The organism is Simkania negevensis Z, assembly GCF_000237205.1.
Classification (GTDB): Bacteria; Chlamydiota; Chlamydiia; order Chlamydiales; family Simkaniaceae; genus Simkania; species Simkania negevensis.
This window is the reverse complement of sequence record NC_015713.1, coordinates 2,134,144-2,158,227: the sequence shown is the minus strand read 5'-3', so window position 1 is coordinate 2,158,227 and position 24,084 is coordinate 2,134,144. Positions and strand designations below refer to the sequence as shown.

Annotated in this window: 27 protein-coding genes; 16 read left to right on the top strand and 11 right to left on the bottom strand. The window is 42.0% G+C overall.

What is annotated here, in order from left to right:
• Positions 1–87: 87 nt before the first annotated feature.
• Positions 88–654 carry a DUF502 domain-containing protein gene (locus tag SNE_RS10550; RefSeq protein ID WP_013944419.1) on the bottom strand — a complete coding sequence of 189 codons (567 nt, stop codon included), beginning with the start codon at positions 652–654 and terminating at the stop codon, positions 88–90.
• A 51-nt stretch (positions 655–705) separates the two neighbouring features.
• Complete coding sequence (locus tag SNE_RS10545) at positions 706–1,101, bottom strand: VOC family protein (RefSeq protein WP_013944418.1); 396 nt, start codon at positions 1,099–1,101, stop codon at positions 706–708.
• Positions 1,102–1,159: 58 nt separating this feature from the next.
• On the opposite strand from SNE_RS10545, the gene SNE_RS10540 reads away from it, so the two are divergent.
• Positions 1,160–1,735, top strand: a complete 576-nt coding sequence (locus tag SNE_RS10540) for a pentapeptide repeat-containing protein (protein ID WP_013944417.1) — start codon at positions 1,160–1,162, stop codon at positions 1,733–1,735.
• Here the strand turns inward: SNE_RS10540 and SNE_RS10535 are convergent.
• Positions 1,725–3,122, bottom strand: a complete 1,398-nt coding sequence (locus tag SNE_RS10535) for a carotenoid oxygenase family protein (RefSeq protein WP_041419073.1) — start codon at positions 3,120–3,122, stop codon at positions 1,725–1,727. The two genes, SNE_RS10540 and SNE_RS10535, sit on opposite strands and share 11 nt — an antisense overlap.
• 117 nt (positions 3,123–3,239) lie before the next feature.
• Here SNE_RS10535 and SNE_RS10530 point away from each other — a divergent pair, with 117 nt between their 5' ends.
• Positions 3,240–3,713 (top strand): adenylyltransferase/cytidyltransferase family protein, encoded by a 474-nt coding sequence (locus SNE_RS10530; RefSeq protein WP_013944415.1) that lies wholly within the window; start codon positions 3,240–3,242, stop codon positions 3,711–3,713.
• 107 nt (positions 3,714–3,820) lie between these two features.
• Positions 3,821–4,981, top strand: a complete 1,161-nt coding sequence (locus tag SNE_RS10525; RefSeq protein ID WP_148259012.1) for an Lpg1974 family pore-forming outer membrane protein — start codon at positions 3,821–3,823, stop codon at positions 4,979–4,981.
• Between the two features lie 56 nt (positions 4,982–5,037).
• Here the strand turns inward: SNE_RS10525 and SNE_RS10520 are convergent, their stop codons facing one another.
• Positions 5,038–5,448: a hypothetical protein gene (locus SNE_RS10520; RefSeq protein ID WP_013944413.1), complete on the bottom strand. Its 411-nt coding sequence runs from the start codon at positions 5,446–5,448 to the stop codon at positions 5,038–5,040.
• A gap of 145 nt (positions 5,449–5,593) precedes the next feature.
• On the opposite strand from SNE_RS10520, the gene SNE_RS10515 reads away from it, so the two are divergent.
• The 7 genes from SNE_RS10515 to SNE_RS10485 all read left to right on the top strand — a co-directional run bounded on the left by SNE_RS10515 (position 5,594) and on the right by SNE_RS10485 (position 11,123).
• Positions 5,594–6,013: a hypothetical protein gene (locus SNE_RS10515; protein WP_013944412.1), complete on the top strand. Its 420-nt coding sequence runs from the start codon at positions 5,594–5,596 to the stop codon at positions 6,011–6,013.
• Between the two features lie 20 nt (positions 6,014–6,033).
• A complete protein-coding gene (locus tag SNE_RS10510) occupies positions 6,034–6,528 on the top strand; it encodes a hypothetical protein (RefSeq protein WP_041419069.1) in 495 nt (164 codons plus the stop codon).
• A gap of 39 nt (positions 6,529–6,567) precedes the next feature.
• Positions 6,568–6,993: a hypothetical protein gene (locus tag SNE_RS10505; protein WP_013944410.1), complete on the top strand. Its 426-nt coding sequence runs from the start codon at positions 6,568–6,570 to the stop codon at positions 6,991–6,993.
• Positions 6,994–6,995: 2 nt separating this feature from the next.
• Complete coding sequence (locus tag SNE_RS12460) at positions 6,996–8,312, top strand: bifunctional GrpB family protein/GNAT family N-acetyltransferase (protein ID WP_158307243.1); 1,317 nt, start codon at positions 6,996–6,998, stop codon at positions 8,310–8,312.
• Positions 8,313–8,402: 90 nt separating this feature from the next.
• Positions 8,403–9,404, top strand: a complete 1,002-nt coding sequence (locus SNE_RS10495) for a dipeptidase (RefSeq protein WP_013944408.1) — start codon at positions 8,403–8,405, stop codon at positions 9,402–9,404.
• Positions 9,385–9,816, top strand: coding sequence for a cupin domain-containing protein (locus tag SNE_RS10490; RefSeq protein ID WP_013944407.1), 432 nt, complete (start codon positions 9,385–9,387; stop codon positions 9,814–9,816). Before SNE_RS10495 ends, SNE_RS10490 begins: the two co-directional genes overlap by 20 nt.
• Complete coding sequence (locus SNE_RS10485) at positions 9,813–11,123, top strand: MBL fold metallo-hydrolase (protein ID WP_013944406.1); 1,311 nt, start codon at positions 9,813–9,815, stop codon at positions 11,121–11,123. The genes SNE_RS10490 and SNE_RS10485 overlap by 4 nt, the downstream gene beginning before the upstream one ends.
• Before the next feature lie 367 nt (positions 11,124–11,490).
• Here SNE_RS10485 and SNE_RS10480 read toward each other — a convergent pair whose 3' ends face one another.
• Complete coding sequence (locus SNE_RS10480) at positions 11,491–12,315, bottom strand: glycoside hydrolase family 18 protein (RefSeq protein WP_013944405.1); 825 nt, start codon at positions 12,313–12,315, stop codon at positions 11,491–11,493.
• 244 nt (positions 12,316–12,559) lie between these two features.
• Here SNE_RS10480 and SNE_RS10475 point away from each other — a divergent pair, with 244 nt between their 5' ends.
• Positions 12,560–13,345, top strand: coding sequence for a MerR family transcriptional regulator (locus tag SNE_RS10475; RefSeq protein WP_013944404.1), 786 nt, complete (start codon positions 12,560–12,562; stop codon positions 13,343–13,345).
• Between the two features lie 38 nt (positions 13,346–13,383).
• Here the strand turns inward: SNE_RS10475 and SNE_RS10470 are convergent, their stop codons facing one another.
• The 6 genes from SNE_RS10470 to tsaB all read right to left on the bottom strand — a co-directional run bounded on the left by SNE_RS10470 (position 13,384) and on the right by tsaB (position 18,542).
• Complete coding sequence (locus tag SNE_RS10470; protein ID WP_013944403.1) at positions 13,384–14,196, bottom strand: hypothetical protein; 813 nt, start codon at positions 14,194–14,196, stop codon at positions 13,384–13,386.
• An 81-nt stretch (positions 14,197–14,277) separates the two neighbouring features.
• A complete protein-coding gene (locus tag SNE_RS10465; RefSeq protein WP_013944402.1) occupies positions 14,278–15,072 on the bottom strand; it encodes an alpha/beta fold hydrolase in 795 nt (264 codons plus the stop codon).
• Positions 15,054–15,851, bottom strand: coding sequence for an alpha/beta fold hydrolase (locus tag SNE_RS10460; RefSeq protein ID WP_013944401.1), 798 nt, complete (start codon positions 15,849–15,851; stop codon positions 15,054–15,056). The genes SNE_RS10465 and SNE_RS10460 overlap by 19 nt, the downstream gene beginning before the upstream one ends.
• Positions 15,852–16,437: 586 nt before the next feature.
• Entirely contained in the window at positions 16,438–17,586 is a 1,149-nt protein-coding gene (gene dnaJ / locus SNE_RS10455) for a molecular chaperone DnaJ (RefSeq protein ID WP_013944400.1), read from the bottom strand.
• Between the two features lie 108 nt (positions 17,587–17,694).
• On the bottom strand, positions 17,695–17,880 hold the full coding sequence (gene rpsU, locus SNE_RS10450) for a 30S ribosomal protein S21 (protein ID WP_013944399.1): 186 nt from the start codon (positions 17,878–17,880) through the stop codon (positions 17,695–17,697).
• 104 nt (positions 17,881–17,984) lie between these two features.
• Positions 17,985–18,542, bottom strand: coding sequence for a tRNA (adenosine(37)-N6)-threonylcarbamoyltransferase complex dimerization subunit type 1 TsaB (gene tsaB / locus SNE_RS12455; protein ID WP_158307242.1), 558 nt, complete (start codon positions 18,540–18,542; stop codon positions 17,985–17,987).
• Between the two features lie 223 nt (positions 18,543–18,765).
• Between tsaB and lon the strand changes: the two genes are divergently transcribed.
• The 5 genes from lon to SNE_RS10420 all read left to right on the top strand — a co-directional run bounded on the left by lon (position 18,766) and on the right by SNE_RS10420 (position 23,911).
• Entirely contained in the window at positions 18,766–21,231 is a 2,466-nt protein-coding gene (lon, locus tag SNE_RS10440; RefSeq protein WP_041419481.1) for an endopeptidase La, read from the top strand.
• Positions 21,228–21,704, top strand: coding sequence for an adenylyltransferase/cytidyltransferase family protein (locus SNE_RS10435; RefSeq protein WP_013944396.1), 477 nt, complete (start codon positions 21,228–21,230; stop codon positions 21,702–21,704). Before lon ends, SNE_RS10435 begins: the two co-directional genes overlap by 4 nt.
• A 179-nt stretch (positions 21,705–21,883) precedes the next feature.
• Positions 21,884–22,492 (top strand): rhomboid family protein, encoded by a 609-nt coding sequence (locus tag SNE_RS10430; RefSeq protein WP_013944394.1) that lies wholly within the window; start codon positions 21,884–21,886, stop codon positions 22,490–22,492.
• Entirely contained in the window at positions 22,437–23,009 is a 573-nt protein-coding gene (locus tag SNE_RS10425) for a rhomboid family intramembrane serine protease (protein WP_231919505.1), read from the top strand. Before SNE_RS10430 ends, SNE_RS10425 begins: the two co-directional genes overlap by 56 nt.
• Positions 23,006–23,911 (top strand): ribonuclease Z, encoded by a 906-nt coding sequence (locus SNE_RS10420; protein ID WP_013944392.1) that lies wholly within the window; start codon positions 23,006–23,008, stop codon positions 23,909–23,911. The genes SNE_RS10425 and SNE_RS10420 overlap by 4 nt, the downstream gene beginning before the upstream one ends.
• Positions 23,912–24,084 lie beyond the last annotated feature (173 nt).

Sequence of the window (24,084 nt, the reverse complement as noted above, 5' to 3'; positions counted from 1 at the left end):
TTGGGGAACGCGCATGCAGCTGTTGTTGAGCGTAAGCATGAAGCTGATCTTGAAAAAGCGAGTAAATCATGAAATGAATTTATGGAATTAAACGCTAGATTTTGCCCAGGCAGTTAGGGTGTTTTGAAGGGCGACATCCATTGTTATATCTAGAGGCTTCACTCGAGACTTTTCAATCATTATGGTGTATCCCCCGATTTGATAGCTCATAGGCAAGTAGACAGCGATTTTTTCATTGCCTAGTTCGGGTATGTCAGAAAAGTTACTACGTGTCACAAAGCCAATAAGTTCGCAATCGCCAAAAGTCACGCTAACAACCTGTTGCTTTTTCTCCTCAGGAGATGTGTTTAAAAGATCCATCACATTTTTGATCATGTTGTAGAGCGACTTAAAGAGGGGGATCTTTTCAACAAGACGTTCGAAAAAATGGGTGACTTTTTGGATGATCCAGGTATTGAGGATAGCTCCAATGATAAAGATGAGGATAATGGCTAAGACGATCCCCATCCCTGGATAATAGTATTTTGGACCAATGATTTCCCGAACAAGGGGGCCAACTGCTCCTTCGAGAAAGGAGAAGAGCCAGTAAATGATCGCAATGGAAATAGTTAGAGGGGCTATTGCGATGAGGCCCCTTTTAATGATTGTCTTCATAAATCACACATGATCTTCATTACTTGAGTATACATGCGCTCGAAAAAAACACTACTTTAGTTTTTCGGAAAGAAAATACCGATTACCATCACTATCTTTAAAAATTGCAAGCTTGATTTCACCCGGAACTTCTAAAACGCCATTTAAAAACTCAACGCCGTTTTCTTCTAAATATTTTTTAGCTTCTTCAACATTGGCAACTTCAATAGAAACAACTGCATTTGTTCCAGCTTGCATGTATTCAGAACTATGCTCTTCATGATATTCACCAATACCAAGGCGTGCTTCTTGATCTTCACTACCAAGCTCAAGCCATTTAAATTCTTCTGAATGTTCTTTCACATCTAACCCAAGCAAATCAACGAAAAGATGCTTAGCTTTTTTCAGGTCTGAGACCGTTACACAGGCAAGCGAAATGCCTTTTGCAATTTTTGGTTTCGTTGTCATTATAAAATCCTTAATATTGTTAGGTAAATACTTCATGCTACCAAAGTAGGAGTTTTAGGTGAAGAATGAAACGGTGTTTGAAGAGGAAACATTTTCAGGAAAAATTTACGAAAAAGTCGATTTTTCCAAACAGATGTTTCAGCACTGCCTTTTTGAAAATTGCCGTTTTATCGAAAGTCGTTTCTGCAATAGTCAGTTTGGCTTTTCTGTTTTCAAAAATTGTGAGTTGCAATGTGTCAATTTTGAAAAGTGTCGAATGCAAGAAGTGACGTTTGAAGAGTGTAAAATTGTCGGAGCAGAATTTTACAAATGCGATTCCGCTTTTTTATCTCCAACGTTTCAAAAGTCGATTTTGTTAACCTGCAACTTTTCAGGACTCAAACTCAAAAATTGCATCTTTCGAGAATCGACACTTAAAGGATGTCACTTTGTAGAAACAGCGCTTGTTGGAGCTGACTTCAAAAATGTGCAATTTGAAGATACCCTTTTTCATCATGCAGATTTGACAGGGGCTGATTTTCGAGAAGCGGAAAATTATGCGATCGACCCAAGGTCGAGTAAACTAAAGAAGGCCAGGTTTAGCTTACCTGGAGCTGTTTCACTTCTAAAGGCTCTCGAGATTATCATTGATTGAAAAACTTGCCATGAAGGCCTTGAGGAATTCCATGGGGAGCGTGGGCACGAGCGATTTCTTTGAGAGTGACAGCATCTAAGACAAGAAGAAACGAATCGGTATGATCATGGCGGGTGAGGATCGAGAGAAGGACCCCCTCGTCTTCGCGTTTGCCTTCTGGATGGGGGATGAAGACGGGCTCTGAAGCAAAGTAGCCCCTTTGGGCCCAAGTTTGAAAGGTTCCTTTCAAGACATCTACCTTATATATAGGAGGGGCCTCTGAGGGATGGATGTTTTTACGGAAACAGGTCGCGTAAAAGAATTGGTAAGGCTTTCCGTTGTACAATTCATAATGGATACGGGGGAGTTCGGCTTCAATTTCTATAACATGAGAGCAAGAAACAGCATGATCGATCACAAGGCGCCTATAGCCAAGATCGGTGTCTCCTTTCCCAAAGATCACCTGGGCGTCTGAGTACCCAATGAGATCGACAATGATTTTTTCGCCCTCTTCGAAAGCATTAATATGGTGAAATGAGAAGAAAGGGGGCCCTTTAATGGTTTTGAGGCATGCGCCAGTGTGCCGATTGATCACATAAAAGCGACTTTCTCCCTCTTCATTCCACTCAAAGCTTTGGATGAACCCCTCACCACTTAGTAGGCGCTCGAAATTTAAGCGAAGGGGATAGTCAATAAAGAGAAGATAGTTGTCAGTGAGTGAAAAACTATGGACGTAACTGGGATCTGCAATAGGGATGGAGCAAAGCTCATGGCGGCTATTTTTTTCCTGAGAGTAGAAAATATAGCGGCTTGTCGGCCCAATTTCTACGAGGTAGCCATAGATTTTGCCCTCTCGTTCATGCAGATGGGCAGTTGAATAGCACCGATCTTTTGGCAGCTTGTCTTCATAGTTAAAGACCCCTATAGTTTTTAGTGATTCGAGATCAAATGTCACAGGTGTTGGGATTTCTGTGAGGGCGACAGCTGCCTGATCGAACTTTGCGACGTTGACGACAGCATTGGGGCGCTTGGGATAGAACTCACCTTCCAAGGGATCTATAGATAGAGAAGGCGTTTTACTAAATCCAGTAGGCGGAAGAAGCCCTTCCTTCATGTATTGATAGGCATTGGTTTCTAAAAAGCGGTTAGAATAGATGCATTGCCCACCTTCAAGATGAAAGGCATGGAGCATAGAAAGGCCATCAAACCAATGGGAGAGAGCTTGATCTCTTGCAAAAAACTTCGAAGGGCCGTTTCGGACATAAGTTCCTTCGATCCAGCTAGGGATTTCTCCTTCAACCTTCAAAAGAACCTCTATTGTCTCTTTTTCTAAGGAATGGAAATCGGCTGCGCGGTCAAAAGCATAGAGAGAGGAAACAGTTAATAAAAGAAGAAACCATTTTTTCATGGAAGACATTTTAAGACGAAAGAGACTACAAGTCAATGACAGCAAAGAATTTAATTGACGCAAAGAAAGGCCTCTTCGTATGGTAACTCCTTTTTATCAGCAACCGGAGAGAGAGCTATGAAACGCTTCATTTTTATTTTTTCTATGTTATTTGCAGCGGCATCTTTTGCAAACGAGAGCAAGCCTGTTCGGGTCTATGTGGATGTCGTCGGAGATCTATTTCATGCAGGGCATGTTCAGTTTTTCCAAAAAGCCAGGCAGTATGGAGATTACTTAATTGTTGGAATTCATGGAGATGAGGATGTCACAGATTACAAGCGGCAACCAATCCTTACTCTTGAAGAGAGAAAAACTGTCATCGAAGCTTGTCGCTATGTCGATGAAGTGATCCTTAATAGCCCGATTGGAATTTCAAGGACGTGGATTGAAGAGCATGAGATTGATGTTGTGATCCATGGCGATGACTACGATATGGATCGAATTATGGAACAATACAGCCCTGCTGTTGAAATGGGGATTTTCAGGACAGTTCCCTATACAGAAGGCATATCTACAACAGATATTATTAAGAGAATAAAAGAACGATACTAGAAAATTTTTTATTTTTTTATTTGTTTTAATTTCCCTTAATTAATATAGCAGGGTTTAGGTGAAAGAAATATAAGGACCGCTATATGGCGTTCAAAGTGAGTGTGGGTATGAAAGCTACTTTTAGATGGCTGAGCTGTCTGGCTTTTGTGATGCTTGGTAGTCAATTGCTGGCGCATAGCATGGAAGACCGGATTACAGAGCTCGAAAAAGAAATGCAGGAAGTGGGGGTGACTAACCCTCAAGGCACATTTGGTGCAGGTTTTACATTTGCGGGTACAGAAGGTGCCAATGGATGGTACATCTGGATTGATCCGTTATATTGGCATGCAAAAGCTGGTGCCACTGAATATGCATATTCAGACAAAACAGTTAGCGTGTTTGTCGACCAGAACGACTATTTTCTTAGACCTCCTATTGAAGGACGGGTAAAAGATGATGCATTTGGTTGGGACTGGGGACTTCGCGTGGGTCTCGGCAGCTATTTTTTCCATGATAATTGGGATGTGAATATCAACTATACATGGTTCGAATCGAATGATTCGTCTGGAACGACAAAGATCGAGCCAAGTGCTACTATTTCACTTAAACTCCCTGATTCAGTTCCATGGCGCCATGCAAGATCGCATCATGATTTGAACTACAATAATGTGAACCTTGAAATTGGACGTGAGTACTTTCTCAGTCGTACAATTTCGGCTCGCCCAGAAATTGGACTCAAGTCAAGTTGGCTTTATGATAGACAAAACGTGCGCTACTCTGAAATATTTTTTCCAAATCTTCCACAGTTTTCGAACATTAATGGAAAAATGAAAGATAAATCAGTCATGTGGGGTCTAGGACCACGTATGGGTGTGACTGTCAATGGGTATATTGGAGATGGATTTAGCCTTGTTGGAAGAATCACTGGAGCTCTCCTCTACTCCTATACACGTTCAAGTATGAGTGCGGGAATCGATGTCAATATTCCTAACGTAAACCTTCCAGCTCCAATTAGGATGCACTTGCGTAGTACCGAACATCATTTTGTGCCAACTGCGCAAATGATGCTTGGTTTAATTTGGGAAACATATATCAATGACAAACGTCAGCACATCACTTTAGGTGCAGGTTATGAAGTAGAGTATTTCTGGAGAGCAAACCAAACATTGCTTGCAGGGGATACGACAACTTCTTTGGACTTCTCTCTCCCTAGAAGGCTATCTGTATCAAAGGCATCAGAAGATATCATGTTCTACGGGCTGACTCTTAAAGCTCGATTAGACTTTTAAGTTCAGACTGATAGGATCTGAATCAAGGCTGACCCTGCTGAGGGTCAGCCTTTTTTTTATCTCGGCTCAGGCTTACCAGGATTCAGCTCAAATTTCGCTGGCCCAGGCATTTCATTTGGCAGGTAATTGATTTTGACATGAAGTTGCTGATCTTCCGTCAAGACGAGGTAACCCCCATCAACCTTGCGAATGGCAAGAATATCTTGGCCATTAAGAAGATTTTTGATTTCTTCACTTTCTCGAATCGCCTTCTTTTCCCGTTTAGTTTGAAATTTGGGAGGGAGGAGGCGTAAACCCCCAAAATTCTCAGAAAGGGCTCGGCGCCTAGTGGCTCCACATCCCATCTTCATGTCTGTCGGAACTGTGTTAAAAGAAAGACTTGTCTTTGCTTCTTGAGCCTTTTCTTCTAATTCACTAAAAATTCCTTCATGAAGAGGGATTGTATCAATATTATCAATGGGTTCCATAATAATAAAACAAAAGTTTGGTTTTGGATGATTTAATTATATTAAATGTTGTTGTTTTTGTATATTAGTTGTCATTTTTTTAAATTTGACTAAAATTGTTTCTGTCTCTATAATTTTTTTGATAAATAAATAAGGTGAACTAAAGATGTCAGTAATTGAAGATGCTGTTGCCTTTGTGGGGATAACCAGCTTTGCTTTCGCTTCGATTAATATCTTAGCGAACTGGGGAACAAAATTGGTTCATTGGGTTCCTTCACATAGTGTCATAGCAAGTGGGATTGCTGGCGGTCTTGCTGGAATAGGAAGTGGGCTAACTCTTGCAGGGATTGGTTTTTTCCCAGATCAGGTTGAACAATTTTGGAAAGCTCAAGAGATTGATTCAGCTCGCACCCGTTATATGATGAAGCGTGTATTGATCTTTTCTTTCCCATTTTTTATGACCATGCTATTCACCAAGCCAATCGCAGCGTTAGTTGGACGAAACATCTCACTGAGTCATTTGGCTGCTTATGCAGCATTTGATGCCTTTCTTAGCTTGTCTGGCTACAATCTATTGAGAAGTTAAAAAGAGGAAGATTCAGTATTATGACACAGGCAGCAATGGAATGTGCATTTAAATATAGTACGTTAGGAATACTCGTTAACTCAGCGGCATGGATGGTAACTAACCAATCATTTTTTGTGACGTATAAGTCATCTTTTGCATACCGTTTCATTCTACTTGCTGGGGGAATTGCTGGAGGATGCTTTGGGGCGATTCTACCACATGCGCATCTTGTGAGGAAACCCTTGCAATCTATGCACGTGAATCGGGATATACAAGACCTGATTCATCTCATCACTCAATTAGTTTTTCCAATTATTTTATCTATGACGATCTCCGTTGTGGTTGGGAAAATAGGAAGCGCTGCAAGTACAATCTATGCAAGACCAGAAGAAATAGGAGTTGATAAAGTATCACCTAGAAAACTTGTTCCATATTTGCTCTTTGATATTGCGTTATTTTCTTTTGATCTCTTATCAACACATCGGTGGAAGGACATTAAGAACATTGTTTTAAAAAATACTAAACCTGAGTAGAATAAATCAGTTGATTAATTCAAAGAACTGATTTTGCTCATGTCATATCTACACATTACACAAGCAAGCCTTGGAAATTCATTTGGATCAATTGCCGTGAATACAGTCATTGCGGCGACTTTAAAGGCTGTCCATTTTGTTGGAAAAAGTTATGTCCAAATTCCTGCTCCGACTTTAACAGAAGCAGTTTTATCCGGGTTAACCGCGGGAAGTGGGGTTGTTTGCTTAGCATTTGCAACCCAATCTAGTCTTTATGGACAATTGAATGACAAGCTTCACCTCAATGATAACATGGTGAGAAAGGTCCGTAGTATTGTCGTGTTTGCTCTTCCCTTTTTCTTAACACTGTTTGGGGTTCCTTGGCTTGCGACTCAAATGGGGCAAGAGACATCTTATCCTGCATGTGGGGTATTTGCAGCAATTGATCTTACTTTATTCGCCACCCATGTGAAATGGCAGTTTTAACCATGAGAACGATTGATCTCTTGCCTTATGACCCGAGTTGGAAGGATCAGGCAGAAAAAGAAATAGAAAGAATCCATTTGGCTTTTGAAGCATTTCCACTGATGTTGCATCACATTGGAAGTACCTCTATTCCCTCATCTTGGGCAAAACCTATCTTAGATCTGCTGGGAATTGTTTCAGATGTAACACTGCTAGATTCTTATCATGGTGCCCTAGAGCAATTAGGATACAAGTCGTATGGAGAGTTTGGAATGCGGCGCCGCAGTTATTTCATAAAGGAATCGGTTCCTGCGGTACATCTCCATATCTTTGAAGATACCGATCCTGAAGTTGATCGGCATCTCCGCTTCCGGGATTATCTTCGCAATCATCCTGAAGAAATCAAGGCTTACAGCGATTTAAAAAAAGAGTTACTTACGCGCAGCTCAAATGACCGGCAGCGTTACACTTTGGAAAAGACCCCATTTATCAAAAGAATAGACCGTCTTGCTGCCCTTGAAGGGAGCCCCTCCATGCGGAAATGGGGAAGTAAACGGAATGCGTGGACGGGCAGTCAAATTCAAGATGCAATGGAAGCCAACATGCTTCTCCCAATGACCCTTTTTGCAAAATATGTGACGACTCAAGAAATTGTATTTGAACCTGACGTCACTGTAGTGCGGGCAGAAATGGAAGATGATACATACAATTACGTTGTCGATGCAAAATTTGAATCAAAGTCAGCTCCAGAAAGAATTCAGGCAGTTCTTGGCCATTATAAAGAGAAAAACTTGCCCTTTTCCTGGTGGGTAGGTGAAAACAATACACCCAAAGATTTGGCGCAGCTTCTAAAAGCTGCGGGGTTAAAAGAAAAAGAGGAAGACATTGGGATGTTCATGCCGCTCACAGAAACAGTCCCAATTCAAAACTCTCTTGACATCCACCGGATTGAAGAGCGTCAAAAACTCAAAGACTTTGCCGCTATTTTTATTGCTCTTAGTCGATATGAAGCGATTTATGAGGAGTATTATCAACTCATTCCTCCCATCTTGTATCAAAGGCAAACCCCCATAAGATTTTACGTTGGCTACGAAGGAAATACACCGGTGACAACAGGTCTTTTAGTCTTGCATGCCAATGTTGCTGGAGTCTATTACATCATGACTCATCCCTCCTATCGTCGAAAAGGGTATGGCAGTGCAATGATGCATCATTTGCTCAAATGTGCAAAACAAGAGGGGTTCCACCTCGCGACGCTCCAAGCTTCAGAAGAAGGGAAAAGTCTCTATGAACGGATGGGGTTTCGCCGAAGCTGCCTGTTTGTCGAATATAGTTTTTAATGACATCTCTAGACATCTATTTATCAATGCATATAGCCTAAATTTGCAGAATACCATATACTATTTGCGCACGCACACATTAGGTGACAGATGTCTGTTCCGGTAATTGATTTGCATTGCGACCTACTTGCTTATTTGCGAGTAGATCCGAAAAAAAACTCTCCATTGGATCCCATATCCAACTGCTCGATTCCTCTTCTTGAAAAAGGAAACGTACGTCTTCAAACCTTAGCTCTCTGGTCAGAAACTACTAAAGGCTCTTATAAACGTTACACAGAAGAACTCTATGCTTACTACAAGATGCTACGGGATTTTAAAGAGCGAGTTGCATCTATTACCAATTACACCCCTGAAAAAAAGCGAGTCCACTTTGCCTTAGCAATCGAGAACCTATCGTGTCTTTTGGAAGAAAAGGAACCATTTGAATATTTAATTGAGCGGTTAAAGTCTTTAGAAGACCCTTTAGTGTATGCCAGTTTGACTTGGAATGAGGAAAACCGATTTGGTGGAGGAAACCTCACGCAAGTCGGGTTAAAACGAGAAGGGGAAATTGCTCTTGAAATCTTAGCGGAAGAGGGGATTGCTGTTGATTTAAGCCATACATCAGACCCTTTAGCCGATGACATTCTCAATTATATTCATAAAAAAAGCCTCAAACTTCGACCGATTGCCAGTCATTCCAATTTTCGCTCCATCTTGAACTGTCCTAGGAACCTTCCTGATGCTGTTGCAAAAGAGATTGCAAACTTTGGAGGTGTCATTGGTATCAATTTTATCCGTGTTTTTATTGGAGAGCAAAACGAAGACTTTTTAAAACATATTCAATACGGAATCGAACTCGTCGGATCCGATGCCATTGCTTTAGGAGGAGATCTATTCGGAGGAATTGAAACCCCAACCCTTCAAGATTTAAAGCCGTACTATTTACAATTCGATAGTTCAGCCTGTTATCCAGAGTTTTTTCAATTTTTGGAAAAAGAGCTATCTCATAACCAAATAAAAAAAATTGCCCACCTCAATGCGGAACAATTCCTCATGAAGCAAGGGCTTATTCACAAAGAAGAGGTTAACAATGGAACCTGTACTCCTTAAATCTAAGGAAGGAAAAGAATACGACATTGGAACGATGGTTTATCGCATAAAACTTCGCGGAACCGATACTGGTGGTCTCTTCTCTCTTTTAGATTTTAACATCTATCCAGGAGCAATTGGACCTGGAGACCATTACAATGAAAACTGTTCGAAAACGATTTTTATTCTTTCAGGGAAATTAAAAATCAAAGTCGCAGATGAAGAAAAAGAACTTGCGCCAGGTGAACTCGTTTACATTCCAAAAAAAGCAGTGCATGATTTTGCAAACCCCTATGACAACCCTTGTCGGTTTTTGCTCTACATTTCTCCAGCGGGATTAGAAAACTTTTTCGAAGAAGCCGCCGACTCGAATCCTGACGAGTTTATCGACTTACTTAAACAGTATCAAATCGTCATGGTCCGAGATCAATGATCGAAGAACTTGAATGCGCTCTTGGCGCTTTAGATGCCTACTGGTGGCTGACATTAGAAGAAGGGGAGATTAAACCAGCTTCCTATCCGCAAACTTTTGCAAACTACGTCTTTTCATTTTTCACAGATGCGCATCAAAGGGCTTTGAAAGAGCGATTTGTTGATGTCCTCCGTGAAGTTGATCACACCACTGCAAAAGCACAGATTATGTTAGAAAAAATGAAGAAGCTACAAGGACGTAGTTTTTGGGAAACTCCTACTGAGCTTCCCGATCTTCCCCTTCTTGTACTCGTTAAAGAAGAGGTTCAGCCCTTCCCTCATCAAATCGAACCTTACTTCGAAAATGGGCGTTTTCATAATTATCCAGGGGAGCCAATTTGGACCCAATTTATTGAAACGTTGCGCCTCTTGTTTGTGGGGGCGGCAGATGCCGTGACACACCTTGAAGACCTGAGTGAAACATATCGGATATCTGCTCCTGTCACACCTCGCAATTTCACAAATGATCCTCTTATTACTTGGATTGGGCATGCGTGCGTTCTTATCCAAGTTGCAGGAATGAACCTTTTATTTGATCCCTCATTTGGATTTGTCTCTCCTTGTTTTATTCGACATGTTGAGCCAGGTATTCCCCGTGAAGAATTGCCATTAATTGATGTTCTCTTTCTTTCTCATAACCATGCAGACCATGCCAATCAAGTCGAAACATTTGCACCGTATGCACCCGTTGTGTTTGCAGGCAAGGGATCTGAAGGATGGTTACATGGGAACGGTTTTGAGCGAGTAGAAACATGTGGGTGGTGGCAGTCTGTGAAATTAACAAGAGATGGACAAGAGATACGCATCACAGTCGTTCCAGCGCAGCACGGATCCCAAACAGGCCTTTTAGATATGAACAAGATGCTTTGGTGTGGGTATGTCATCGAAGTCGGAGGGGTTACCCTTTACTTTTCAGGGGATACTGCGTTGGGGCATGAGCTCGTAGATAAAGATCTCCAACCCCAAAAACTTTTCGAACAAGTTCGCAACCAATTTGGCTTAATTGATATTGCTTTTTTGCCCATTGCACCTCAAAACGAACTCACAGTTCATATAGATGAAGAGCAGGCTTTAGAGGCAATGCGCGAATTAGATGCCAAGATGCTTATCCCGATTCATTGGGGAGCCTATCGAACAGGAAAAGAGCAAATTGAAGGTCCGATAAAAGCTCTCATAGAAAAAGCAGGAGATCTAGAGGATCGCATCCAGGTTCTCAAGATGGGTGAACCTTTTACGTATGCTGTAAATGCTGATGAAAAAATGGCATAAAAAAAGGCAGTTGACCATAGAAGAGGGGCTGGGAACAATCAACTGCCAGGGGTAAGTAATGATCATGTGCAACCTTCTTCAGTCAATGAAGAAAGTGCCACAACGTCACTACTTAAAGAAAAACTGTTTTATCAAAGTGGGTAATTTGGAGCAGCGAGCGCTCCTTGGCGGAAAATGATATGATTTTCCTTTTTTTTTGAGATCGTTTTGCCGGTCTCTAAGTAGGATCTTGACCCTACTTAATCCTCCCTATTTCTAACATAATATTAACAAACAGTTAATTTATTTAAAACATTTTCTTTAAATAAATTTATAAATTATTGAAAATAAGGCCTCTGAAGATCTCTAGAGGCCTGAAATTTTAGGCTTAGGCCATATGGCTAGAATGGAAGGCGTCCCAAATCGTATTGGTGGCCACATTTTGGCCTAGGCCATCCTGATTGGTGTAGTCACGATCAAGATCCCAGGTCATGACCCCTCCAAGTCCTTGGTCTTTAGCATATTCTGCTACGGCTTCAATATCTTCCTTAGATGTATACGTTCCCATATCGTCATAGCCAGGCATGAGGCCGACCTTGATCATCTGAGGAGGAACCCCCCAATTGATCAGGGTTTGGGCATCTTGCTTATAATCATAGCCTGGGCCGTAGTCATACGCCATAATATTGATCCCATCTAACTCATTATAAGCCCCTTTAATCACATCAGCATAGGGCTGAGTTGTGGAAGCGGGCGCCTTAGCTGTATAGGAAATGAGCTTATCTGGGCCGAGCTGAGCTCTAAGATCTTTAATCAGATCAATTTGGAGATCCGCAGCCGGATAATCCTCGATATCGAGGTCGACCCCATCGAGCCCATATTGGTTGATAAAATCTGAAATTGCTGAGGCCATCCCTTGGGCATCCTCCGGCGTTTTAAGCATCCCAGACAGGCCATATGTGGCACCACCAATGGCAATCTTCACTTGAATTCCCTTTTCATGAGCCTTTTCGATGAAATATTTTAACTGTTCAGGAGTTGCCTCGACGCCATTAATAGTGAAAGTATGGTCTCCAGAAGGAGAAAAGGTTGCAAATGAGACATTGATCACATTCACATGCATCGAGTCAAGCATTGCATCGATGGTGTTTTGATCAAAGTTTGCCCACGAATCTTTATAAGATTCAATTGAAGGGTTGACAGCTTGTGTCATAATTATCTCCAAAAAATTATTAATTATATTAGCAAATACTCCCCTGTTTATTTATTATATCAATAAGCTATAATTTATAAAATAAGGCTAAAATTTTTATACTCAAACAAATTCAAAAATTGGTTTTGAAGTTGTTTGAGTATAGTTGGTATGACCTGATACTTTTGATTTCTTAAATGGGTTCATTGACCTTTCCGTTACGTGAAACTTTATTCTCATTGTCATTCAAACAAAGGAGACGTTTGTGAGTTATACGGTCAAAAAATTAGCAGAGCTTTCTGGAGTCACCGAGCGTGCTCTTCGTTGGTACGATGAGATTGGTCTGCTAAAGCCCGCCTATTATGGTAACAACGGGTATCGGTACTACGAAGAGGAACAACTACTCTTGCTTCAGCAGATCCTTTTTTATCGTGAACTCGGCATTCCTTTGGATGAAATCCGAAAAGCTACTTTGGGAAATGACTTTGATAAACTCAAAGCCCTTTCCTCACATCAAGCAGCGCTTCGGAAACGTCTTGAGCGAACAGAAGAGCTGCTCAAGACAATCGACAAAACAGTTTTACACCTAAGAGGTCAAATCATGATAAAAGAAGATGAAATATATCGCGGGTTTCGCGAGTGGTCTAAAGGAAAAGGACCAGAGTCGTATTATGTGGGAGTGTTCATTGATCCCGAAGCATGCGATAGCGAAGCTGAAAAAATCGTGTTGCAAAACCTCAAGCAAACAAAGCCGCAAGATCAAGCCTATTACGAAAAGCTTGAGCGAGACTACACCGAGATCTATCAAGCCATTGCAGGGTGCTTAAAAGAAGCCCTAGCGCCAGATTCGGATGAAGTGCAAAAGGCAATTGATCGGCATTACCATTTTGCCGAGCAGTTTCACAATTGCTCAAGCGCCGTTTACCTAGCTTTAGCGAAGCTTTATGTTGAAAAAGAAGCGTTTCGTATACAACTCGAACATTTTCACCACGAGCTTCCTGAATACATGGCAGCAGCCATGAGAATTTTTGCAGACGAAAAACTTTCGTAAGTCAATAAGAGAGGGCAAGCCCCTCTCTTTAATTACTTCTAAAACCATTTAATTAGAGATTGACTTTCTGAAGATAAACCAGGAAGCGCTTGAAATCCTTGAAGATGCACAAGAGTATAGCCACTCAAACTTCTTGCTTTAGCAATATCTACAGACGATTCAATAGAGGCTGCATCAAAATCTATAAGCCTCAATCCATCTGCTTTCTGTGGGTTAGGAAGGATATTCCCGACATGAGTATCTGCAAAAGAGACTTTTGCTTCTGCAAGAGCTTTGATACGAGAGAAGAGTTGGAAATAAAAAGTCTCGACTTTTCCTTCATAGATAGCAGTCAAGGTGTCTTCAATAGAGGCTTTGGGAGGCTTCTTAATGACAGTTACTTTAAACGGATCGTTTGCTTGCATTTGCCTTATCATTTCTCTAAATTGAGGGGGAAGATGGTCCAAAGAATCTGTATCTGCGTCAGGCTCTGGTTCTGCAGTTTTAGATCCAACATCTTCCATGTGCGTTCCTAAGGATTTACCGCCATGATCCATTTCGATGACAACAAATTGTTTTTCTCCAGCGTCAAGTGAAAAGGCTTGATGGAATTGAGGAGCAACTCGAAGCCTGCTGGCAATCTCTGAAATTCGAATTTCATCTCCATTTTTGAAATTTTCTAAAGGGATGATTTTATAAATTCTCTTTCCATCAGAGCCAAGAACTTCGTGAATTTGCCCATTGTCTCCATGAGTGATTTTTGGTCCTAATGATTTCTGGAACTCCTCATAAGTAACAGTTGGGAGTTCAATAGGATTTTGACATCCAGCTTGGATTAGACCTCCAGCTGTAGGATGAGTTATTGCTGACATATTTACCCTTCTTATTGAAGAAATTTAAAAATATTATAACACAAAACTCAATAAATGAAAACAATAAAAAATTATATAATATTAATTATTAAGAAATTTTTGAATCACTTCAAAGACCTTGTCACGTTGTTCTACATGTGCCATGTGCCCAACGTGCTCAAAGACTTTGAGCGTGCAGACTGGAAGGTGATCAGCTAAGTATTGAGAGCAATAAAGGGGGGTGGAGAGATCTTCACTGCCGGCGATGAGTAGCATTTCCGCTTGAATATCTCCAACGTGCTCTCGCGAATCAAATGTCTTAAGGGCTGTGAGTTGTCCTAGATAACCTTCTGGTGTTTGTGGGTAGGGGTTTTCAAGCATTTCTTGGCTTTTGTTTTTGGCTCTGTCCCCATCGTTGAGAAAGGCATTGCTGTAAAGCCAAGGAATGACACTTTCGATCACAAGATTAAGAGGGACGCCAGCTTCTAAAAGTTTTCCAATGGTTTCTGATTTCATGACAGCAGTGAGGGGGAGTTTGGCAAAAGGTGAAATCAGGATTCCTCGTTTCACTTTATTTGGATAGCGGAGCGCAAGTGTTTGAATGATCGCTGTTCCCATTGAAGAACCAATCATGGTGGCTTCCTTGATTCCCACATGATCCATCAGTGCAGCAGTGTCTTCTGCCATCATTTCAATTGTATAGGGAGGGGGTGGTGCGTCCGACTCTCCTGCTCCTCGATTATCTAAGATGAGTGTCTGGTAGCTAGAAGACAGGCGGTCTGAATAGTTACGCCACGTTTCTCGATTGGTCGAAAAGCCTGAAAGGAAAACGATCGGCTCGCCTTCACCTTTGACTTCATAATACATGTTGATGTTGTTTATTTTTGCAAAAGCCATGTTGTAATCAAATTTAAGACTTCATGTTTTCGTTCTATATGCCCCATATGCCCAACCTGGGAAAGAATTTCAAGTGTGGCGTTTTGTAAAAGCTCATGGAGCCTTTGCGCTGTGTAAAGGGGAGTATAGAGATCTTCTTCACCGGCAATTAAAAGTATGGGATGAGCGATTTCGTGAAGTTTATCTGTTTTGTCAAACGAGCGAAGGGCATCTAACTGCTTATCGTATCCTTCGTTTGATTGTGGGTAAGGAGTGTTTTCAAGCTCTTCGATCGTTTGTTTAACGCGGACAGGATCTTGTAGGAATGAGCTGGAATAGATCCAAGGCAAAACTTTTTCAATGAGCAGGTGGGGGGAGAGCCCATAGTCGCGTAAGTGAGCATAATTGAGCGCTTGCAAATACGCACTTGTAGGAAAGCGATTAAAAGGGGAAATCATCACAGCCTTGTTCAAACGATCAGGGTAACGAAGAGCTAACGATTGAATGATGACAGACCCCATGGAGAAACCAACCATATCTGCTTGTTTCAGTGAAAGTGTATTGAGAAGAGCGATGATGTCGTCAGCAATGTGATCAATGGTAATAGAGGTTGATGGGGTTTCAGAGCGGCCAGCACCGCGTGCGTCAAATTGGAGAACTTGGAATTGATGTTGTAAACTGGCTACAAAATTATCCCACATTCCAAGATGGTTTGTGAAACCATTGATAAGAACAAGGGGGGGGCCTTGCCCTTTGACTTCGTAATAAATGTTGCAGTTTTCGGTTTTGAGCGTTGGCATTTTTTTTAGCTAAGTTTTTCTGCTTTACTATAGAGAAAAAACTTGTTCTTTTCAAGTTTTGAAAAAAAATGCGTAGACAAAAAGATGAAGGCATGTTAAACGAATAGGTAAGTGAAGATAAAAAGCGATTTTAGAATCTTCACAAACAAACTTCCCCCTTCTTTTTCCAGACTGAAATGTCTGGTCCCCGGCCGTTGTGTGAAGACATGACGGCCTTTTTATTATCTCCGATTACGCCCAATTTTTTTCGAAAATTTCTAACCTGAACTCTGGGTTTCTTTCACTCATTCTCAGGGATTTTTCTCTTTCTTCTCAGCCTTTTTGCTTCGAAAAAGACCGTTTAGCCCTTTCCATCGGCAAAAATACCGAGAATTTAAGAGAACTTTCTCTCCTGAGACTAAGCAAAATAAACCCAGAGTTCAGGTTTCTACTCTAATTCTGATATTTATTTTTCAGAAATGGCATTCATCGACACAGCTTGTCACTGTATGCCTATGAAGTCATGGTATTCAACGAAGATTGGCGCATCGAATCGGTATCGATTAATTTGATTTAACGAATCTTTGGGCAACTGTACGCAAAGTTTCTAAAAAAAAACCTTCAATTTATCTAAAAACGATTTTCGTTGTGGTGAGTTGTCAGGGTTTTCTGTTTTTTGAAACTCTTCGAGCAGGTTTTTTTGCTTGTTAGAGAGGTTGACAGGCGTTTCCACCTGAATATGGATGAGAAGGTCTCCTTTTCCGCGTCCGTGGACGTTAGAAAGGCCTTCATTTTTTACCCGCAAAACTTTTCCACTTTGTGTTCCTTCAGGAACTGTCAGGCGGACAGGTTTTTTGGAAAGAAGGCGTGGGATTTCTTTTTTGCATCCCAAAGTCGCTTCAGTAATCGTGACAGGAAGCGAGAGAATGAGATCATCACCATCACGGGTGAAGATATCGTGCGGTTTCACACGGATGTAAACGTAGAGGTCCCCTGGAGGTCCGCCCGCTTCACCGGCATCGCCGTGTCCTGTCATTTTGAGGCGCATCCCATCGTCAATTCCAGCAGGAATGGGCACTTTAATTCGATCTTTCTTTTTCACTTTTCCAATGCCTTGGCAATCATTGCAGGGAACAGAAATCATTTTTCCTGAACCATGACAATGAGGGCATGTGCTCGACATGCTAAAAAAGCCCCGTGTTTGATGCATGTAACCACTTCCGTGGCAGCTGGAGCAAGTCTTAATGTCTTGCGGAGTCCGTGCTCCCGAGCCATTACATTGACCACATTGGACGTACTTTGTGACGACAATTTCTTTTTCGACGCCGCTTGCAGCTTCTTCGAATGAAACTGTAAGCTGAGCTTTTTTGCTCACGCCTTGACGTGCCATTTCTGTGCCACCGCCAAATTCTTGACCAAAAAACGAATCAAAGACCGAGTCTCCGCCGCCGCCACCACCAAATGCACCCATAAATGTGCGTAAAGCTTCTTCCATCGAAGCGAAGCCATGGCCACCTCTGCCCATTCCAGCAGCGCCGCTTAGAGCATCTGATCCATACTGATCATACATTCGCCGCTTGTTGTCATCGCTGAGAACTTCATAAGCTTCAGAAACTTCTTTGAATTTCTTTTCAGCAGAGGAATCACCAGGATTTTTATCTGGGTGGTACTTCACCGCCAGTTTGCGGTAAGCTTTTTTGATTTCGTCAGCAGTGGCTTCTCGAGGAACGCCAAGCACTTGGTAATAATCCGTCATGTTTTATAGCTGTTGGCCTGTTTTATTCATGCTTATCGTAACAAATGGAGTGGTTTTAGATCAAATTTTTTAGCAGTTAAGGATTTTAACTGCTAAAAAATTGAGTTTTTAACGGCCTTTTTTTATGCGGTATTTGAGAGCCGCTTTAGATTTAGCACGTTTTTTTACAGAAGGTTTGTCATAGAAACGGTGAGCTTTCGCTGCTTTCATGATTCCTTCCTTATCAAGTTTTTTCTTGAGAGCTCGAAGGGCTTTATCAATCGACTCACCTGTACGAACCTTAACGTTTGGCATAGTAAGATCACATCCTAAAAGTTTTTTGCCATTTATGAATCTTGTACGTTCAAAAATTTGACGTCATCCTATTTTAAAGGATAAAGGGCATATTATTCAATCTATTATTGATATACAAGGTAAGAAACCTTCACTGTGTCATGAAAAGAGACCTCTCCAGCTGCAAAGGCTTGCTCTAAGTGATTTAGAAGAAAGGGGAGGTTGAGGTCAGCTTTTTTAGTCTCAACATGCATTAGAGTAGGATGAGGGGAATAGAGTGGGATGTTTGTTGGGATTTCTGTAGAGTCCTTTTTTTGCAATTGGACCTTTTCTCCATCATATACATAGTAGCCATGGGACTTTGCATCGACAAGAAGAAAAAAAGGGACCTTTTCGAGGGGCATGAATGCTAGAAAGCTACAAAAGGGGATCAAGGGGAGCTTCTTGGCAAAGCTTAAGGTCTTTGCTGTGAGCACTCCAATCCGCGTTCCAGTAAAAGATCCAGGCCCGTTGCCAACAGCAATAAAGTCTAAATCACTTAATTCGAGCTCAGAGTTTTCAAGTAAACGGTCAATGGCAGGCAAAAGATGATCCCGTTGCTCACGGGTAGGAAGAGCCTCTTGCGTCAGCTTGTTTCCGTTTGAAAGGAGGACGAAATTTTTATCGCCGCTTGTTTCAATCACTAGAAATTTCATAGTGAAGAAGATAGCATAAGGGGGAATAAATCTCAGTTGTAATTATTTTCTGACCATCATAATAAAAAGTTAGATAGAGGTTTGCCTATTATAGATTTTGTTGCTACACTAATGGGCTTTTGACGTTGCCCTCATAAAACATTAAAACTGAAGGGGTCTTCCTTTGACAACACATGATGATGATGATGACTTTCCAGAAGACGATTTCTCGATGGAAGATCAGCCGACTGATCCCTCGATTAATTTGACTGATTCGCTCCTCGACTCAGATTTTGAAAAACTCGTTGGAGATAAAAAGAAATCAGAAGCCACTCCGGAACTTCCAGAGGAACTTTTTATCCTCCCCTTGACCCGTCGCCCCTTTTTCCCTGGAATGGCTGCGCCACTTGTGATTGAACCTGGACCTTTTTATGAAGTGCTAAAAATTGTTGCAAAATCGTCACATAAAATGCTTGGCTTGTTTCTGACCAAAGAAGAAGAAGCCAATATTTATGACCTTTCATACGATGGCCTCAACCAAGTTGGGGTTATGGCTAACATTTTGCGTATTGTTCCCTTAGAACAAGGGGGCGCGCAAGTTGTTTTGAATATGGAGCAGCGGATCAAGCTTGTAAAGCCGGTTGAAAAGTCGAAATATTTGCGAGCAAAGGTTTCCTATCATCAAGATAAAATCACTCAGCAGCAATCGAAGATCATTAAAGCTTACTCAATTAGCATTATCACCACAATTAAAGAACTGCTCAAACTCAATCCCCTCTTTAAAGAGGAGCTGCAAATCTTTTTAGGGCACTCAGACTTCACAGAACCTGGAAAACTGGCCGATTTTGCCGTTGCTCTCACAACAGCCGGACGGCAAGAGTTGCAAGATATTTTGGAAGCTTTTGATGTACAAAGTCGTATTGATAAAACTCTCGTTCTCCTGAAAAAAGAACTCGATCTCAGTAAACTCCAAAGCAGTATCAATCAAAAGATTGAAGCGACCATTTCAAAGACGCAACGAGAGTTTTTCTTAAGGGAGCAGCTGAAGACAATCAAGAAAGAACTTGGACTAGAGAAAGATGACAAGACCTCTGATACCGAAAAGTTCAAAGAGCGCCTCAAAAATAAAGTTGTTCCCGCAGATGTTCAAAAAGTGATCGATGAAGAGCTAGAAAAGCTCAACGTCCTTGAAGTCCAATCAGCTGAATACTCTGTTTCTCGGAACTATCTCGACTGGCTCACTATTGTTCCATGGGGAGCTTTCAGTGATGAAAATCATGACCTCGAAAAAGCTGAAAAAGTTTTAGATGAAGACCATTATGGGTTGCAAGATATCAAAGAGCGCATCTTAGAGTTCATTGGGGTCGGTAAGCTGACAAAGGGACTCAAAGGAAGCATCATCTGCTTTGTCGGACCTCCTGGCGTTGGGAAAACGAGTATTGGAAAAAGTATTGCTCGGGCCCTAAACCGTAAGTTCTTCCGCTTTTCAGTTGGGGGAATGCGAGATGAGGCTGAAATCAAAGGGCACCGACGGACTTATGTTGGGGCAATGCCTGGAAAAATGATCCAAGCCCTTAAGTTTTCTCAAACAATGAACCCTGTCATCATGATTGACGAAGTCGATAAAATGGGCAGCAGCTATCAAGGGGACCCTGCTTCGGCTCTTCTCGAGGTCCTAGATCCTGAGCAAAACAAAGACTTTCTCGATCACTATCTCGATGTCCATTGTGACTTGTCGAATGTTCTTTTCATCGTGACAGCTAACGTTTTAGATACCATTCCAGGTCCCTTGCGTGACCGGATGGATATCTTGCGCCTATCAGGTTACATCAAAGAAGAAAAGGTTCAAATTGCGAAGAAGTACCTCATTCCGAAAAATCGTAAGTCACACGGGCTTAAGGCAAATCAAATCAAATTCAATACCGGTGCTATTCAACAAATTATCGAAGGATATGCACGTGAGTCTGGAGTCCGGAACCTCGAGAATAATTTGAAAAAGATCATCCGAAAAGTCGCCGTTGAGATTGTGAAAGGTGAACAGAAAAAGGGACGGAAAAAAGTTAAAAGTGTCACGATCACTGAAAATAATCTCGAAAAATATCTTGGAAAGCCGATTTTCACTTCGGACCGTTTCTTCGAAAAGACTCCGATTGGAGTTTGCACAGGACTTGCTTGGACAGCCATGGGAGGAGCGACTCTCTACATCGAAGCTATAGAAAATCCGGCCGAGAGATCCCAAATGAAGCTAACGGGGCAAGCTGGCGATGTGATGAAAGAATCGGCTCAAATTGCTTGGAGCTATGCTGCAAGCGAAGCCAAGCGGTATGCTCCTAAAAAAACCTTTTTTGAAGGAAAAGAGGTCCATGTCCATATTCCAGAAGGAGCAACCCCTAAAGATGGCCCTTCTGCAGGGATCACCATGGTAACAGCGCTCTTATCTCTTCTCATGAAAACTCCTGTGGCTAAGGATTTAGGGATGACGGGTGAGCTCACCCTAACTGGCAAAGTCCTCCCGATTGGAGGGCTGAAAGAAAAGCTCATTGCTGCTAAGCGCTCCAAGCTCAAAACCCTGATTTTTCCTAAGGAAAACCGGCGCGATTACGATGAATTACCCACCTACCTGAAAAAAGGGTTGAAAGTCCACTTTGTCGACACGTATGATGAGGTATATCGTCTAGCGTTCCCTAGGAGAAAATGATGAATGCAAAGCAAGTCCCACCCGAAAAGCTCGCTGAGACAGTTGCAGCCATTCGGAAAAGCGGTCGCACCATCGCTACTCTCAATGGGTCGTTTGACTTGCTGCACGCAGGACATTTGAAAATCATTCATGAGGCCAAAAAGCAAGCTGACTGCCTCATCATGGCACTCAATACTGACCGTTCCATCAAAGAATACAAAAGCCCTGATCGCCCCCTAATTACCCTCAAGCATCGTCTTGAAATGGTTGCAGCTCTTGAAGCTGTGGATTATGTGACTTGGTTTGATGAAACAGATCCTTGTAAACTCCTCAGCGTGATCCAGCCAGATGTTCACGTCAATGGTTCCGAGTATGGGAAAGATTGTATTGAAGCCGATACCGTTCGCAAGTATGGTGGAAAAATTCATATTGTTTCTCTTGTTCCAGGTCTTTCAACCTCACAGATTATCGATAAAATTAAATCTTTGACCTAGTAACTCAAGTAACAACCTATGAACCTCCATCTGAAATTTTTCTTTTCCTCAGATGCACAAAGTCGCACTTTTCCTTCTTTTTCATCAAGTATGTGAAAAGTTTGGCTTTGTGAATCTGAAAAAAAAACGAAAATCCATATGAGCATTTCTAGGCAATCATTTGGGTTACGAGGTGTCTTATGCGTCTTTTAGGTCGGGTCAAAGGTGAAAAAGAGGCGTTCACTTTTCATGCCTTTTTACAAAAAGAAGGGATTGGTGGATCATTTGAACCTGCCGAGGCAGAAGATACCTTTAACATCTGGATTATGAATGAAGATGAAGTTGAGCAGGCGCGGCATTGGTTCGAAGAGTTCAAAAAGAATCCAGAAGATTCTCGGTTTGATGTGAAAGTGCACCCAATCGATCGAGAGGGGATTGCAAAAGGCTCCGACACCAAGCCAAAGGGGATAGCTGTCCCCCGTCTTCAGCGTCCTCGTCCAGCGCACGCGCCCATGACCCGGATTATTATTCTCATCTGCGCTCTTCTCTACTTTTGGAATGGATATCAACTTGCAGGTCTAGCCAAGGAAAAATCTGGAGCACGTTTTTTTAATCTGACTCCACTTTTCATCAATCTCTGTTACGATGTTCCCGCAACATTTCCGCTGCTTGTGAAATATTTTCAGGAGCATCCGCTCGAAAATCCTAAAGGTCTCGAGAATTTAGAGAAAAACGATCCTGAATACAAAATGATTGAAGAAACACCAAACTGGGGTAGGATTTTACAACATCATTTTAGAGTGGCCTAAAAAGAGTAAAGATATCGATGCCCCTATGTTTATCAAATTGCGTCAAGGAGAAGTCTGGCGACTCATCACTCCCTGCCTCTTACACGGTGGGTTTTTACACATCTTATTCAATATGCTTTGGCTTTGGCTTCTTGGACGTCAAATTGAAGAACGGATCAAACTTTGGCAGTACCTTTTGATCACCCTCATCATCGGGATTGTTTCGAATGCTGCTCAATATCTCATGAGCGGCCCTCTCTTCATTGGATATTCTGGAATCATCACAGGTCTCGCAGGATTCATTTGGATGAGGCAGCGACAGGCCCCCTGGGAAGGCTATCCACTCAATCGAGGAACTTTAATCTTCCTGATGGTCTTCATTTTTGGTATGCTTGCTTTGCAAGTGATTTCATTTATCTTAATGCGAACAGGAGCCGTCGAGTTTCCCATGAATATTGCCAATACAGCCCACATTACTGGAGCGATTGTAGGAGCGCTACTTGGTCGCATTCCGTTTTTCGCTCGAGGTAAGCTATGAGCGTCCGCGACCTCACTATTTTAGGGTGTTCTTCACAGCAACCTACGAGGTTACGTAACCATGGAGCTTACCTCCTTCGCTGGAATCAGCAAGGATTTTTATTTGATCCAGGTGAAGGGACTCAACGGCAGTTCATCTTTGCCGATATCTCTCCCACCTGTGTCAATCGGATCTTTGTTAGCCATTTTCATGGAGATCACTGCTTAGGTTTGGGCTCCATGCTCATGCGTCTGAACCTCGATAAAGTTGAGCACCCCATTCATTGTTACTATCCTGCAAGCGGCAAAGTCTACTTTGACCGTCTTCGGTATGGTACCATCTATCATGACCATATCCGAGTTATCGAACATCCAATCAAAGAGAATGGGATTATTCATGAAGATGAAGGCTTTACAATTGAAGCTGCCTTTTTGGATCATGGAGTCGACAATGTTGGTTACCGAATCAAAGAAGCAGATTCGATCAAGTTTGAAAAAGAGAAGCTCAAACAGCTAGGAATCCGCGGGCCCATTGTGAAAGAGCTTGAGACAAAAGGAGAAGTGATAATTGATGGAAAGACCACTCGGCTTGAAGATGTCAGTTGGGTACGACAAGGAGATATCTTTACAATTGTCATTGATACCAAACCCTGCGCAAACGCAATTAAGTTGGCTCAAGGAGCAAAACTTTTTCTCTGTGAAAGTACTTACTTAGAAGAACATCGAGATTTGGCGATGAGTCATGACCATATGACAGCCAAACAAGCTGCAGAAATAGCTAAAGAAGCTGGCGCACAGCAGCTCGTCTTGACCCACTTTTCAGCGCGCTACCGCGACTTAGCTCCCTTTGTCGAGGAAGCTAAAGGAGTTTTTGCAAACGTCGATGTCGCTGACGACTTCAAACGTTTTCTATTTCCTAAATAACAGCAAATCATTGTGACCATCGAGAGAAAAGAGAATCTTTAGATTACCTAAACTTTCCTCTGAAAGTATTTTGGTTATGAATAAGGAAATCAAAGCCGCAGGTTATGCTTTAGAGTATCTCTCTCCTSTTTCCCAGTCTTAAATCCTATTGAACATAAGTGGGCTCAGACAAG